Consider the following 14376-nt stretch of genomic DNA (forward strand, 5'->3'; position numbering starts at 1 on the left):
CGCTCGGCCCGCCACCGCAGCCCCCACCCGTCTTCGGTCAGCCCGGCGGCCTGCAGGTGGTGCCGGGCGCGGAGCAGCTTCTTGCCGCCGCGCACCACCCGCACCCGCCCGGCCTCGACGTCGGCCCGCACCCGCGCCAGCCGGTCCTGAAGCACGTGCAGCCGCCGCGCCTTGGCGAACCACTCCCGCCGCGAGCCGTAGCCACCGGGCGCACCCTGGACGCCCCTGGCCCCGAGAGGCTGCGCGAACCGGCGCCTGATCGTGTCGATGCCTGCCTGGAGGCTGTGGAGGTGGGCGAGCTGCCCGCGCCGGGCCAAAGCCCACTGCTCGTGCGTGGCCTTGGTGATGCTGCCCGCCCACCGCGAGGACGACTCCCCCGTCAGCGCCCGCTTGCGCCGCGCCCACTGCGCGCCGTCGTGCTCCAGGCCGGCCGCGCAGCTGGCCTTCAGGTCGCCGGAGGCCAGCGAGCCGAGCAGAGCGCCGACCCGGCGCAGGACTGTTTCGTCCTGCCCGGTCAGGCCCTTGAGGCCGGCGCGGACCGCCACCCCGGACGGGCCGGGCACCACGAACGGCGCCGCCACCTCGCGCAGCCCGCTCATGCCCCACCCCCGCCCGACGCTCGACCAACCCCTCACCGCACCCAACGAGCGTCCCGGTCGAAGGTCACGCATTCGAAACCAGAACCCCTGTCGCCTCGCCGCCTGCTGCTGTCCCGTGCCGCGCACCGCCACTGCGACGCTCACTCATGCACACAGAACATGCTCAACCACCGTCCACCGACAGCAGTTCACAACTCCTATGTCCAGCACGCCCTCATCGGCATCCGCCCGGTCGTCCCGCAGTCGTGCCGCCGAAACCTTCGACCTCGGCGGAGCCCCGGTCCTGCCCGGCTTCAACGACGCCCACCACCACATCCACCTCCGCGGGCGCCGGCTCGCATGGCTCGACCTGCGCGCACAGGCAGTCGGCAGCCTCGACGAGCTCTACGAGGCCGTCCGGGAGCGGGCCGCCCTGCTCGGGCCGGACGAGTGGGTCTTCGGAGCGGGCTACGACCAGAACAAGACCGGCGGCCACCCCGTCGCCCGGGTGCTGGACGAGGTCGCGGGCGGCCGCCCGGTGTGGCTGGAGCACGTCTCCGGTCACATGGGCGTGGCCAGCACCGAGGCGTTCCGCCGGGCCGGCTTCGCGGACGGCCGCGACGTGCCCGACATCGACGGCGGCCATGTCGCGCGCCTGGAGGACGGCACCCCCGAGGGCCTGCTCCAGGAGAAGGCCATGCACCTGATCTACTCGGTGGTCCGCCCGCTGCCCACCGAGGAGGTCCTCGAGCATGTGCGGCTCGCCTCGGACAAGGCCCTGTCGGAGGGCCTGACCAGCGTCACCGAGCCGGGCCTGGCCGCACACGAGATGATCGGCGCCTCGCCCTCGGACTTCCACACCTACCAGCTCGCCCGGGAACAGGGGCTGCTGCGGCTGAGGACGACGCTGATGCCGTACGTCACCAAGTTGCACTACCTCGAGGGCTTCCGGGACCCGCGCGAGTGGTTCGGCCTGGACCTGGGCATCCGCACCGGCTTCGGCGACGCGTACATGCGCCTCGGACCGGTGAAGGTCGTCACGGACGGCTCCCTCATCGGCAAGTCGGCCGCCATGCACACCTGTTACCACGGTGAGCCCTCCAACAAGGGCTTCATGCAGTTCTCCCCGGAGGAAGTGCACGAGATCGTGGTCGCCGCACACCGGGCCGGCTGGTCCGTCGCGGCGCACGCCATCGGCGACTGGGCCGTGGACGCCGCGCTGGACGCCTTCGAGGCCGCCCAGCTCCGGACGCCGCGCGCCGACCCGCGCCACCGCATCGAGCACTTCGGTGTCACCAGCGGGGAACAGGTCGCCCGCCTCGTCCGCCTCGGCGTCATCCCGGTGCCGCAGGGGGCGTTCATCTCCGAACTCGGCGACGGCATGCTGCGCGTCCTCGGCCCGGAGCGCGCCCGCCTGTGCTACCGGATGAGGTCCCTCCTCGACGCCGGGGCCGTGCTGCCCGGCTCCTCCGACGCGCCGGTCGTCGCCGGAAACCCGCTGGTGAACATCCACGACATGGTCAACCGCGTCACCGCCGGCGGCGAGGTCCTCAACGCCGACGAGCGGATCAGTGTGGAGCAGGCCGTACGCGCCTACACGCACGGTTCGGCGTACGCGGTGAAGGAGGAGGGGGACAAGGGCACCCTGAGCAACGGCAAGCTCGCCGACCTGGTCGTCCTCTCCGACGACCTCTTCCACGTCGACCCGTCCCGCATCCGCGACGTCACGGTCGGCGCCACCGTCGTCGGCGGCAGCGTGGAGTTCGACGACGGTGCCGTCACCACCGGCTGACGCGGCCGACCACGAACGGCCGCCGTCCTGTGTGACGTGATGTCGACGCGGCGCCGCGGGCTCTCGCCGCGGCGCCGGTCGTCGCAGTCGGCCGGCCCGTACCGCGAACGCCCGGTGGGCCCGGTCTTCCTCACGGTCTCCACCGCGCCTCGGGCCGCGTCCGCCACCGGCCGCCACCGGTCGGCGGTGGACAGCGGTGGCGAGGACCGGGAACGCGACCGAGTGGGCGCCCAGTTCATGGGCGACGCGCAGGGACTCGCGGTGGCAGGAGGCGAGCGTGTGCTCCGTCAGGTACGGCACGCGGCCGGGTCTTCCCACCGCACGGGAATCCTCGCCCGCGCGCGGGCGAGCAGAGCCGCCGGGTCCGGGTCCGCCTGCAGGGACGGCAGCACCAGCGTCCACCACCGGTCCAGCCGCTCCTCCCAGTTCCGCCCGTCCGGCATCTCGTCGGTCAGGGTGCAGAGCCCGAAGAACGCGCACACGAGCGTCACTGCCGCGGTCGACGGCTCGACTCCTTCCGCGAGTTCGCCCCTTGTGCGGGCTTGGGCGAGAAGCCGGGTGGCGACCACCGCCCAGTCGTCGAACGGTGTGGGCACGGCGGCTTCGATGGTGCGGCGCTCCGCCCACAGCCGCGCGCCGGCGCGTGCCACGACGTCCTCGCTGAGGGAGTGCGCGACACGGAAGCTGAGGCCGACCAGCTTCTCCAGCGGAGGGAGGCCGGGCGCGGCGTAGGCGGCGGCGAGCTGCGGCCAGGTGGCGAACCGCTCGCGGACCACGGCCAGCGCCAGCTTCTCCTTGCTGGAGTAATGGAAATAGACCGCCCCGCTGGTTCTCCCCGAGTGATCACTTATGTCATTGACACTCGTTCCCGCGTATCCCCGTTCGAAGAATAGGTGTGCCGCTGACTCCAGCAGCATTTTGCGGGTCTCACGCGCCCTGTCCTGCACTTCAGTTCTACTTTCGATCGAATGTTCCAACGTCACGACGGAAAAATCCAGGCCCTCCCGCACGGAGGACACGGCGACAGTGCGCGAAGATCCTATTATTTTTCGGCCGTTCGCGTGTACAGACGTCTGTGCACAACACGCCTCCCTGCCGGGAAGAATCGTTTCGGATAAGCGCGAGAGCTCCGCCCACCAGGCCCGTTGACCGCGTTCCGGGAGCCGGCCGCCTTCGATCGGGCATTTTCCATGCACTCGAACCGGTGATTGCGAAAGCCGGGGATGCGAAATTAACGTAATGGCCACGATGTTTTCGGCTCGGCCGAAGTGACGGCCTGCGCCCACTACGGCGTTCCCATGGCACGCCCAGCCACGTTCACGTGGCCGCAGCAGCCGTACGACATCGCTCGTTCGCACTCATCTCCGCAAGCGGACCACCTACGTCCCGGCACCCGCCTGCGCCCGCGCACGAACCGGTCGGCGCAGCCTCCGAGAACGGCAGTCGCATGACAGCTCATCACCTCCTTTCCTGGTCCCCGTCCGCCGTCGTCTTCGACTGCGACGGAACCTTGATGGACACGGAACGACACTGGCAGGAAGCCCGGAACCTCACCTTCCGGGCGTTCGGCCTCGAACCGCCGGCCGGGTTCGCCGACCGCGCAAAGGGCATGCACTACACCGGGTGCGGCGCGCTCATGGCCGAGGAAACCGGAAAGCCGAACCTCGTGAACGCCCTGACCAACACGCTCCTCAACACCTTCACCGCACTGGTCGAGCAGGACCCCGTCACCATGCCGGGCGCCGCCGCGCTGGTCCGGCTGGTCGCACCCCACCGCCCTCTCGCGGTGGCGAGCAACTGCCCCCGGGAGGTGGTGGAATCATGCCTCGACCGGGCCGGGCTCCTCAGCTGTTTCGGCCACGTCGTGGTCGCCGGCGGGGACGTACGGCCGAAACCGGAGCCCGACGTCTACAGGTTGGCCGCCCGTATCTGCGGCGTACCGCCCGAGGAGGCCCTGGCCGTGGAGGACTCGCTCACCGGCATGGAGTCGGCCCGCCGGGCGGGCCTCCGCGTCGTCGGCATCGGACCGTGCCCACCGGGTCCGGAGGCGGAGAAGGCCGACCTGTGGGTCGCGAGCCTCGCCGACAGCGGGCTGCTGTCGTGGGCCCGCACATGGATCGGGGCGTAGAGCACACCGGGGTTCGGGATGCCGGGTGTTCCCTTCGGGGGCTTGCCGTTGAGGCCCCTGCGTAGGGGGCTCGTGCGAGGGGGACGAACCGAACCACGGTCCTGTCAGCGGAGTTGCCCGGTGAACACCGCGTACGCCTGCTCGTCGAAAAGGACGAACCTGACCTCCTCGACCGCCGTTTCCGTGGCCCGCACCGTCTCCACCGCGATACGGGCGGCGTCCTCCATCGGCCAGCGGTAGACACCGGTGGAGATGGCCGGGAAGGCGACCGTCCGTGCTCCGAGTCCGTCGGCGACGCGGAGGGACTCGCGGTAGCAGGAGACGAGGAGGCCGGAGCGGTCCTCGGTCGTGCTGTGCACCGGGCCGACGGTGTGGATCACCCAGAGGGCGTCCAGTTCACCGGCCGTCGTGGCGACCGCCTGGCCGGTGGGCAGGCCGCTGCTGTAGCAGGAGGCGCGCAGGGCGCGGCACTCCGCGAGGATCGCGGGGCCGCCGCGGCGGTGGATGGCGCCGTCGACGCCTCCGCCGCCGAGGAGGGAGGAGTTGGCGGCGTTGACGATCGCGTCGGCGCGCTGGCGGGTGATGTCGCCCTGGACGAGGGTGAGGGTGGTGGTCATGTCTGCCGCAGCCTCCTCCAGACGGCCTTCGCCGCGTTGTGGCCCGACATGCCGTGCACTCCGGGGCCCGGCGGGGTGGCCGAGGAGCAGATGAAGACGGCCGGGTGCGGGGTGCTGTACGGGAAGAGGGACGGTTTGGGGCGCAGCAGGAGCTGGAGTCCGGAGGCCGCGCCGGAGGCGATGTCACCGCCGACGTAGTTGGCGTTGCGGGCGGCGATCTCGGGCGGGCCGGCGGTGGCGCGGGCGAGCACTCGGTCGCGGAAGCCCGGGGCGAAGCGTTCCAGCTGGCGTTCCACGGCGTCGGTGAGGTCCCCGGTCCAGCCGTTGGGGACATGGCCGTACACCCAGAAGACCTGCTTGCCGGCGGGGGCGCGGGTGGGGTCGGCGACGCCGGGCTGGACCGTGATGAGGAAGGGCCGGTCGGGTGCGCGGCTCTCGCGGGACGCGGCGCGCAGCGCGGTGCCGATCTCGGCACTGTCCGCGCCGATCTGTACGGTGCCGGCGACGCGGGGTTCCTTCGCGGTCCACGGCACCGGGCCGTCCAGCGCGTAGTCGATCTTGAAGACGCCGGGGCCGTACCGGTAGCCCTCGTAGTACCGGCCGAGGCCGGCGATGCGGGCCAGCGCGGTGGGCGAGGTGTCGAAGACGTACGCCCGCGCGGGCGGCAGGTCGTCGAGGCGTTTGACCTCGTAGTCGGTGTGCAGGGCGCCGCCGAGGTCCTTCAGGTACGCGGCGAGGGCGTCGGAGATCGCCTGGGAGCCGCCGCGGGCGACCGGCCAGCCGCGGGCGTGCGCGGCCAGCGCGAAGACCAGGCCGATGGCGCCGGTGGCGAAGCCGTCGAGGGGGGCCATGACGTGGGCGACGAGGCCGGCGAAGAGGGTCTTGGCGCGCTCGTCGCGGAAGCGGCGCATCAGCCAGGTGGACGGGGGCAGGCCGGTCAGGCCGAAGCGGGCGAGGGTGACCGGGTCACGTGGGAGCGCGGTCAGGGGCAGCGACATGAAGTCGCGGGCCAGGGTGTCCCACCTGGGCAGGAACGGCGCGACCAGCCTGCGGTACGCGCCCGCGTCGCGCGGTCCGAAGGAGGCGGCCGTCTCGGCGACCGACCGGGACAGCACGGCGGCGGTGCCGTCCGGGAAGGGGTGGGCCATGGGCAGCTCGGCGTGCAGCCACTGAAGGCCGTAGCGCTCCAGGGGCAGGGCGCGGAAGGCGGGCGAGTTGATGCCGAGGGGGTGCGCGGCGGAGCACGGGTCGTGCCGGAAGCCGGGCAGAGTGAGCTCCTCGGTGCGGGCGCCGCCGCCGATGGTCTCGCGCGCCTCGAACACGGCCACGGAGAAGCCGCGGCGGGCGAGCTCCACGGCAGCGGTCAGCCCGTTCGGCCCCGCACCCACCACGACCGCATCGAGCATCGACGGCACCTTCGGACCCCTTCGTCAGCCGACGGCCACTGATGGCCAGGATATGCCGGGGAACCGGCGCTCCGGGGGGCGGCTCAGGGTGCCGGGGTGGGGCGCCGCGTTCCGGGGCGGGGGGTGTGGTCCGCCGGGCCGGAGAGCAGACCGGTCACCCGCCGTGCCGTCGCCGCGTCCCGTGCCGCCGTGAACGGCAGGGGGTTGCCGCCCTTGATGCGGAACGGGTCGCCGGTCAGGGTCAGGTGGGCACCGCCGGCCTCCTCGACCAGCAGCAGGCCCGCCGCGTGGTCCCAGGCCGCCTCCCAGGAGAAGGCCGTGGCGTCCAACTCGCCGCGGGCGACCGCGAGGTACTCGAGGCCCGCCGAGCCGCAGGGGCGCGGTGCGACGCCGTCCGTCCACAGGCCGAGCAGGGCGCGCTTCTGCTCGTCGGTCGTGAAGTCCGGGTGGGACGTGGCGACTTCGAGGGGGCGGCCCGGCTCGGGCGCACCGGAGCGCAGGGGTGTGCCGTCGAGGTGGGCGCCCTGTCCCCGTACGGCCGTGGCGAGTTGGTCGCGCGCCGGCGCGTACGTCCAGGAGGCCAGTACGACTCCCCGGCAGGCGAGCGCGACCAGGGTGCAGAAGCCGGGGTCGCCGTGCACGAACTGCCGGGTGCCGTCCACGGGGTCGACGATCCACACCGGCGCGTCGCCCTGGAGCGCCTCGTAGACCGCCGGGTTGGCGTGCACCGCCTCCTCGCCGACCACGACGGAGCCGGGCAGCAGGGCGCCGAGCGCGTCCGTGAGGTGCCGCTCGGCCAGCCGGTCGGCGTCCGTCACCAGGTCGTGCGGCCCGGACTTCTGGTCGACCTCGTGCTCCGCCAGTCTGCGGAAGCGGGGCATGATCTCGGCCGCGGCCGCCTTGCGGACCGCCTCCTCCACGTCGGCCGAGTGACGCGCGACGAACTCTCCGACCAGTGCTTCGTTCAGGGGGGACTCCCAGGTGCCCGTCTCTTCGATCATGCCTCCATGAGAACATGCCGCACTGACATTCCCCTCCGTGCCGGTGCACTCCGGGTGGAATCGGCGTGAACGGACCTCGGGCGCAGAAGACACAGGAATCACAGGAATAACGGAAGACGCGGAAGACGCAGAACGCGTCACCGGCCGACGGCGTACCCCTGCATCCCCCGTGGGTTCGCGGCCGCCGAGAGGATGCCGGTCGTGGGGCAGCGGGCGACCGCGCAGAGGCGGCCCTCGGACCAGGAGGGGCCGACGGTCACGGCGTGGCCCCGGCGCCGCAGCTCCCGGACGACCTCCGCGTCCATGCGGGATTCCACGGTGACGCTCCCCGGGCGCATCCCACGGGGGTAGAAGGAACCGGGGAAGCTGTCGTTGTGCCAGTTGGGAGCGTCGATGGCGCCCTGGAGGTCCGGACCGCCGCGGACGCCGGCGCGCAGGGCGACCGCGAGGAAGAAGTGCAGCTGCCACTGGTCCTGCTGGTCCCCGCCGGGCGTGCCGAACGCCATGACGGGCACCCCGTCGCGCAGCGCGATCGAGGGGGTGAGGGTGGTGCGGGGGCGGCGGCCCGGCGTGAGCGAGTTGGGCAGGCCCTCCTCCAGCCAGGTCGTCTGCAGCCGGGTGCCGAGCGGGAAGCCCAGTTCGGGCACGACCGGGTTGGACTGCAGCCAGCCGCCGCTGGGAGTGGCGGCGACCATGTTGCCCCAGCGGTCGACGACGTCGATGTGGCAGGTGTCCCCCCGGGTGGCACCGTCGGCGGCGACATCGGGTTCGCCCGGCACCGGGGACGTGGGGCTCTTGGCGACCGTCGGCTCGCCGATGCCCAGCAGCGCGTACTCCCCCTCGTCGGTGGCCACCACGTGCGCGTGCGTGCCCAGCCGCGGGACGCGCCCGCCGGGACTGCCGGGCCGCAGCGCGTACGAGGCCGTGTCGCCGACCAGCTCGCGCCGCCCGGCGTTGTACTCCGCCGACAGCAGCTCGGCCAGCGGCACCCCGGCGGCGTCCCCGTACCAGGCCTCCCGGTCGGCCATGGCGAGCTTGCAGCCCTCGATCAGCAGGTGGACGTAGTCGGCGGACCCGTAGGGGGGCAGTTCGGGCGGGAGCAGGGCGAGTTGCTGCAGGAGCACCGGGCCCTGGCTCCAGGGGCCGGCCTTGCACACGGTCCAGCCGTTCCACTCGTACGTCGCCGGGGTCTCGTAGGTCGCGGACCAGGCGGCGAGGTCGGCGGCGGTGAGCGTGCCGGTGTGCCGTTCGCCGCTGGTGTCCAGCGTGGGCCGCCCGGCCTGCCGGACCAGCGCCTCGGCGATGAAACCGGCCCGCCACACCTCCCGCGCGGCCTCGATCCGCGCCTCCCGGTCCCCCGCGCCCGCGGTCTCGGCGAGCAGCCGCTTCCAGGTGGCGGCGAGCGCGGGGTTGCGCAGCAGCGCGCCGGGGCGGGGCGGGCGTCCGCCGGACAGGTAGACCTCGGCGGACGAGGTCCACTCGGTCTCGAACAGCCTCCGCACGGTCTCGACGGTCTCGCCGACGCGCTCCACGGGCGCGTGCCCGTGCTCGGCGTACCCGATGGCGTACTTCAGGACGTCGGCGAGGGACTTCGTGCCGTGGTCGCGCAGCAGGACCATCCACGCGTCGAACGCGCCCGGCACCGCGGCGGCCAGCGGCCCGGTGCCGGGCACGAGGTCCAGCCCGAGCGCCCGGTAGTGCGTGACCGTCGCCCCGGCCGGGGAGACGCCCTGCCCGCACAGCACCCGCACCTCGCCGCCCGCGGGGGCGATCAGGACCGGCACCTCCCCGGCGGGCCCGTTCAGGTGCGGTTCCACGACGTGCAGCACGAAGGCGCCGGCCGCGGCCGCGTCATAGGCGTTGCCGCCGTCCTCCAGCACGGCCATCGCGGACTGCGAGGCCAGCCAGTGGGTGGAGGACACCATGCCGAAGGTTCCCTGGAGGGTGGGGCGGGTGGTGAACATAGGGCCTTACTCACCTCGCTGTTTACGCGCACCGGCCAGTCCGATCGGAGCTCGGGATCGGCCCTGGGGAGAATCTGGGGAGTTTGAGCCAGGGCTCTCCTCCATCCGCTCCCTCCGGCAGGCTATCGATCGCCCCGCACCCCTTCTTCCCCGCCTCCGGCATGAAGTGGGCGCAGTGGTCGAGGGCGATGGTCGGCGACGAACGCCCCAGCCGTTCGACGAGGTGGGATCCGGTGGTCGCGCGGCGGCGGGGCTGCCGACACCGCGGGTCACCTCGGTGCGGAGCCTGGCGGTGGAGAAGATCGGCTCGATGAGGGTGTTCACGCCTTTGCCCTGCAGCGCTTTGAGCGGAATATGAGGTTCCCGTGAGACGGGTATCAGTCATTCCGCTTGTGGTGCGCGCTTCCGTTGGTGCGGATCAGTCCCAAATTTCCCTCGACCGTGAGATCAATGGAGCCGTATGCCCGCTTTGCTCATCGCGAGTGTTCTCGGCCGCGCGGTCAGCATGATCTACCAGGGGGGCGAACACAGGGTTACTGTCCTGCTGCCTCCGGAACCGATCCGGGGGAGCGGGCGCCACCTGACGCACTCGGTTTCCAGGCCATCAGTGTGCGTCGGAGGCAGCGCCCGCACCGACTTACCCGAAGGACCACGATAGTGAATCGTTGGTACCGAGCAAAGTCCCCATCCTCCTCCCGCCGCGTCACCGTGCACACGGTGTGCATGACGGCGCTCCTCGCCGGCAGCATCGCCGTGCCGACCGCCCTCTCGGCACCCACGGCGCAGGCCGCCGAAGCGTGCAGGAGCGGCATCCCGACCTATGTCCATGACGTCAGCGGCGAGTCAGGTGGCGTGCTGCGGAAGTACCTGGACTGGGACCCCCTGACCGGCAACGCCGCCGGCGCGCTCCTCGACACGGGGGAAACGGCCCCTCTCGAGACGTACAGCGAGTTCTTCACCGGTGGTCACGGCATCATCTACGTGAAAACGCCTGAAGGTGCGCTGAAAACGTACAAGGACAACTCCGCCACTGGTGGAAGCATGCTGACCCCTGTGCGGGATTACGGGGGCAACTGGAATGTGTACGAGCGCATGTGGTCCACCGGTGACAACCGGATCTTCGCTCTGCACCAGAACGGTGCGCTGGAGGTCTACTCCGTCGCCAACCCGTCGTCCGGGTCCGGGGCCATCACGAAGGTCAGGACTGTTCCCCGAACCGATCCGGCCGTCGTCGCGATCGCACAGGCCACTGACGTGTGGTCCGCGGGGCAGGTCGTCTACACGCTGAGGCGCGGTGTGGCCGACCGGCACGGCGAGGTGAAGGCGTGGCGCTACTCCGACAGTGCGTCCGGATCACCTTTCCCCAACGGATCCACCAATGTCATCACGGGCATCTCGAACGAGACGCACGGGTGGAGCCCCGGTCCGGGCACCATCTACACGGTGGGAGACACCCCCGACTACACCGGGATCGCCTGGAGCTACACCGGGACGGCGCCCATGGACGTCGCCAATCGCGACGTGGGCGCCGGCATATACGGTGATGTGCACGCCGACATCGCCTCCTGCCTGGCGAGCCCCTCCCCTGACATCAAGCCTTCCTTCGGACCTGTGCCTCCGGAGACGGAGACTCCGCCTCAAGCGGTGACCGACGGGTCTCCCGACCCGGCACCCCAGGATCCCACCCAGTTCTCCGGTAAGTTCGTTCTGGGCGACGGGAGACCTGCCGCAGGGCTGCCGGTCAGGGTCGAGGCCGTCGACGTCACGAGTGACAGCACCGACGAGGTGCAGCTGGTCACGCTGGGCACCACCGTAACGGCACCGGACGGCACCTGGACGGTGCCCCTGCCGGCAGCACTGCCCGACAGCGTGAAGAGGGCCGCCGCCAACAACGGGGGCATCATCAACGCCATGGCCAGTGTCAACGGCGAGACGTCCTCGGGTCACATGATGCGCGGCACCCACATGATGACCGCCGCTCCGGCGACAGCTCCGGCGACGGCCCGCGCGCTCGTGGCAGCCGCCGCGAAAGACGACAGTGAGCCCTCCAAGATGCGTCCCATCACTGATGACCTGCGCAAGGAACAGGCTCAGCCGACCGTCGCACAGACAGACCTGAGCTGGGCCTCGAGGGACGAGCAGGTCTCGGTCGACACGCTCGGAGACAGGCCGCTGCCCGAATACCAGAGCGACACCGTACGGGAACCCCAGGGGGATTCCTACGTCGTCGACGGCGTTGACACCAAGTCCCTGGTCGTCAGGCCCATGGACGGTGGTTGCGACAAGACCAGTGAGAAGGTCATCGCCACGCAGATCAAGTACACGACCGTCGCCGAGGGCCACGCGTACTGGGACGCGAAGACGACCGTGGACTACGACTCCAAGCTGTCCTCGAGTGTGGAGGTCGCGGTCAAGACCGGATCCAAGTGGACGATCGAAGGCTCCGTGACGCTCGGCTCGGCCATGTCCGTCACCACCGGCTACGCGAACAAGGGTCCATACTTCGCCAAGCAGTGGAAGGTCCCGATCGAGTACAAGAAGATCAGGGAGAAGTGGACCTGCAACTACGGGCGTGACACGTTCTACCGTTACAAGATCGTGGCCGGCAAGTACAAGGTTCCTTCGGGTGGGGCCGTCGGCAAATACGGCAAGGACGTGAGCAACAGGGACGGCGGCGTCAATTACAACAACTCGCCCAAGAAGCACCGCGCCTGGGTGGCACGGGGATCCCATTTCCAGATCTCCAAGAACCGCAGCATCAAATGGTCCGGAGCGGTCAGCGCGTACGGCGTCAAGCTGGGAGGGTCTACCCAGTACGACCGGGACCACAGGCAGCGGATAACAGCCGGAAACAAGAGCGCGCGGCACGACATCTGGGGAAAGAATGACAAAGTCGACGGCAAGCCCGGCGTCTTCTACTCGTTCTAGGGCGCTTGCCTTCCTCGCCGCCTTCATGCTGGCCGGATGCTCGCCGGCACAGGAGGCCGGACAGGCGGAACCAGGAAGCGCCCTCGCGACCGACGGTGCCCAGTCGAGTGGCACCGTAGGCCACGAGCACACCCGTGTGGGGGAGATCTGGTACTTCGCCCTCCCGGTGCCGTACAACACCTCCTCGAAGCCCATCGAGATAACGAAGGTCGCTGTCGTGCACGTCCCTTCCGGCCTCAAGGTCCTGGAGTACGGCGCGTACGACCTGAACGACACCGAAGGCCTTCCGCTTCTGGCCAAGGAAGGCGAGACGTACACGCCTGAATTCGCGAAGCTGAAGAACTACGCGGCAAATCCCGTCAAGGTTCCGGCCGGAAAAAGCAGCGACATCTTCTACCTGGCCAAGATGAGAATCACCGCACCGCCGAAAGAGACGGCGCGCAAGTGCCGCTTCGAATATGAGCAGGGCGGTCGGGCGTACGTCCAGACGCTGGACTGCGAGCTCGAACTCAAAGTTGCCGAGTAGGAGCTTTCGCAGGACGCATCTGTTCGGCCAGGCCGGTCGGCCGGGCTCCCCTCCGCACGGCACGGGAGCCCGGCCCGCCCCCTCCCCCATCGCAGAACTCTCGCCCAGCCTGTCGGCAGTCGAGCGACAGCCGCTCGGCTTCCGTCCGCACCAACGGAGGAAAAAATGAGACGTTTTCACATGGCTGCACTGGTCGCGTCGGTATGCCTCTCCGTCGCCACCCTTGCTGCCGCGACCACCACCGCGGCAGCGCAGACCGACGTGGCCGAGTGCGGCCGGATCGGTTACAAAACCGGGAGCGAGCTCAGCGGCAACGTATACAAGTGCACTTGGGACGACGGCCGCATCCGAGTGTTCGGCACCGTGCGCGACACCACGCCCAGTGACGGCGCCACACTCTTGACGGTACGGATCGGGGTGTACTCCCGTCAGTGGGTCGTCTGCGCCAGCGACACCCCGTTCGACACCGGCTACCAGGACGGCGGCCCAGTCGGCGTGGGCTACCTGAAGGTCAGCGCGGACCGCTGCTGAACAAAATCCCCGCCCTCCCGGGACGGGTGCGTGTCCGTCCGCCGGTCACGGGTGAGCACGTGCACCTGGGCCCGCCACCGAACCGCGCCGGTGGCGGGCCCGTCCGGTGGTGTACGCGCCGGCCCGGGACCGACGGCCTGCTGCGGTACAGGGCTACGCAGGTTCTCCGGTCCGGCCGGGGACTTCGTTTGCGTGCCGACACCACGGCTGAGCCGGCCTTCCGCATCATGACCGACCCCGTCCAGCGCTCACCGGCGCCCGTGGTGTCCTCCGGCGGCACCGCCCTTCGCCAGGACATAAGAGGCAAGAGGGTACTTCGGAAGCGAGTTCCCGTAACCGCGCGGCCACGCAACGGAGTACCGCTTCCTTCGCACAGAGACTCGTGTGACACTGTGGTTCCGTCCGTGGTGTGGACCTGTCCCGTGCCACGTCCGTCCCCCACACGAGAAGTGCGCCGTGCGTGAACTTCCTCTGCCGCTCGCGCTCACCGCGCGTCTGAGTCCGGTCGTCGTGCTCGCCTGTGCGGGCTGGGCGTTGACATCCGGGCCGTTCGCCGCTCCGCCCGCCACCGACGACAAGGCGGCCCAGCAGCAGACGCGCGGCACCGACGACCAGTCGTCCTCCGAGCCCTCCGCCCCCTCGTCGACCGCGGTGTCGAAGACGTACGCGACCGCGCCGACGCCGTGCACCAGCATCTCCGCGAAGACGATCACGTCCCTGGTGCCGGGCGCCAAGACGGCGGGCAAGGAGATCCCGTCGACGGACACCACCGTGCGCCGTACCTGCTCCTGGAACGCGCTCAAGGGCTACGACTACCGCTGGCTGGACGTGTCCTTCGAGATCATGGCATCGGACGACGCGGCGCAGAAGTCGTACCAGCAGCGGACCTCCGACAAGAGTGGCGG

The 14376-nt window shown here is 70.6% G+C and carries 10 protein-coding genes and 2 pseudogenes; 6 read left to right on the top strand and 6 right to left on the bottom strand.

What is annotated here, in order from left to right; all coding sequences use genetic code 11:
* A pseudogene (locus RH94_RS18555) lies at positions 1-599 on the bottom strand (IS200/IS605 family accessory protein TnpB-related protein); the annotation flags it as partial.
* 199 nt (positions 600-798) lie between these two features.
* Between RH94_RS18555 and RH94_RS18560 the strand changes: the two are divergent.
* The gene (locus RH94_RS18560; protein WP_234425867.1) at positions 799-2370 is read left to right on the top strand and encodes an amidohydrolase; all 1572 of its coding nucleotides are present in this window, start codon (positions 799-801) and stop codon (positions 2368-2370) included.
* 287 nt (positions 2371-2657) lie between these two features.
* On the opposite strand, the gene RH94_RS18570 is transcribed toward RH94_RS18560, so the two are convergent.
* Positions 2658-3317, bottom strand: a complete 660-nt coding sequence (locus RH94_RS18570; protein WP_267893378.1) for a ScbR family autoregulator-binding transcription factor — start codon at positions 3315-3317, stop codon at positions 2658-2660.
* Positions 3318-3817: 500 nt separating this feature from the next.
* Here RH94_RS18570 and RH94_RS18575 point away from each other — a divergent pair, with 500 nt between their 5' ends.
* Positions 3818-4498 (top strand): HAD family hydrolase, encoded by a 681-nt coding sequence (locus tag RH94_RS18575; RefSeq protein WP_073948686.1) that lies wholly within the window; start codon positions 3818-3820, stop codon positions 4496-4498.
* A gap of 104 nt (positions 4499-4602) precedes the next feature.
* On the opposite strand, the gene RH94_RS18580 is transcribed toward RH94_RS18575, so the two are convergent.
* The 4 genes from RH94_RS18580 to RH94_RS18595 all read right to left on the bottom strand — a co-directional run bounded on the left by RH94_RS18580 (position 4603) and on the right by RH94_RS18595 (position 9486).
* Positions 4603-5115: an O-acetyl-ADP-ribose deacetylase gene (locus RH94_RS18580; RefSeq protein ID WP_073948687.1), complete on the bottom strand. Its 513-nt coding sequence runs from the start codon at positions 5113-5115 to the stop codon at positions 4603-4605.
* Positions 5112-6521: a phytoene desaturase family protein gene (locus tag RH94_RS18585; RefSeq protein ID WP_073948688.1), complete on the bottom strand. Its 1410-nt coding sequence runs from the start codon at positions 6519-6521 to the stop codon at positions 5112-5114. Before RH94_RS18585 ends, RH94_RS18580 begins: the two co-directional genes overlap by 4 nt.
* Before the next feature lie 83 nt (positions 6522-6604).
* The gene (locus tag RH94_RS18590) at positions 6605-7522 is read right to left on the bottom strand and encodes an inositol monophosphatase family protein (RefSeq protein ID WP_073948689.1); all 918 of its coding nucleotides are present in this window, start codon (positions 7520-7522) and stop codon (positions 6605-6607) included.
* 137 nt (positions 7523-7659) lie between these two features.
* Positions 7660-9486: a gamma-glutamyltransferase family protein gene (locus RH94_RS18595; protein WP_073948690.1), complete on the bottom strand. Its 1827-nt coding sequence runs from the start codon at positions 9484-9486 to the stop codon at positions 7660-7662.
* A gap of 723 nt (positions 9487-10209) precedes the next feature.
* On the opposite strand from RH94_RS18595, the gene RH94_RS18605 reads away from it, so the two are divergent.
* The 4 genes and pseudogenes from RH94_RS18605 to RH94_RS18620 all read left to right on the top strand — a co-directional run.
* Positions 10210-12414 (top strand): hypothetical protein, encoded by a 2205-nt coding sequence (locus RH94_RS18605; RefSeq protein ID WP_073948691.1) that lies wholly within the window; start codon positions 10210-10212, stop codon positions 12412-12414.
* Between the two features lie 25 nt (positions 12415-12439).
* Positions 12440-12940 (top strand): hypothetical protein, encoded by a 501-nt coding sequence (locus RH94_RS18610; protein ID WP_143204039.1) that lies wholly within the window; start codon positions 12440-12442, stop codon positions 12938-12940.
* 180 nt (positions 12941-13120) lie between these two features.
* Positions 13121-13471 carry a hypothetical protein gene (locus tag RH94_RS18615; protein WP_073948693.1) on the top strand — a complete coding sequence of 117 codons (351 nt, stop codon included), beginning with the start codon at positions 13121-13123 and terminating at the stop codon, positions 13469-13471.
* 456 nt (positions 13472-13927) lie between these two features.
* Positions 13928-14376: pseudogene (locus RH94_RS18620) on the top strand (hypothetical protein); the annotation flags it as partial.

The organism is Streptomyces kebangsaanensis, from assembly GCF_001906585.1.
GTDB classification, from domain to species: domain Bacteria; phylum Actinomycetota; class Actinomycetes; order Streptomycetales; family Streptomycetaceae; genus Streptomyces; species Streptomyces kebangsaanensis.

Bases quoted from the DNA above. Each gene is read 5' to 3' on its own strand.
- RH94_RS18560 (WP_234425867.1), top strand. From the start codon at position 799: ATGTCCAGCACGCCCTCATCGGCATCCGCCCGGTCGTCCCGCAGTCGT.
- RH94_RS18580 (WP_073948687.1), bottom strand. From the start codon at position 5,115: ATGACCACCACCCTCACCCTCGTCCAGGGCGACATCACCCGCCAGCGC.
- RH94_RS18590 (WP_073948689.1), bottom strand. From the start codon at position 7,522: ATGATCGAAGAGACGGGCACCTGGGAGTCCCCCCTGAACGAAGCACTG.
- RH94_RS18575 (WP_073948686.1), top strand. From the start codon at position 3,818: ATGACAGCTCATCACCTCCTTTCCTGGTCCCCGTCCGCCGTCGTCTTC.
- RH94_RS18595 (WP_073948690.1), bottom strand. From the start codon at position 9,486: ATGTTCACCACCCGCCCCACCCTCCAGGGAACCTTCGGCATGGTGTCC.
- RH94_RS18605 (WP_073948691.1), top strand. From the start codon at position 10,210: ATGACGGCGCTCCTCGCCGGCAGCATCGCCGTGCCGACCGCCCTCTCG.
- RH94_RS18610 (WP_143204039.1), top strand. From the start codon at position 12,440: ATGCTGGCCGGATGCTCGCCGGCACAGGAGGCCGGACAGGCGGAACCA.
- RH94_RS18615 (WP_073948693.1), top strand. From the start codon at position 13,121: ATGGCTGCACTGGTCGCGTCGGTATGCCTCTCCGTCGCCACCCTTGCT.
- RH94_RS18585 (WP_073948688.1), bottom strand. From the start codon at position 6,521: ATGCTCGATGCGGTCGTGGTGGGTGCGGGGCCGAACGGGCTGACCGCT.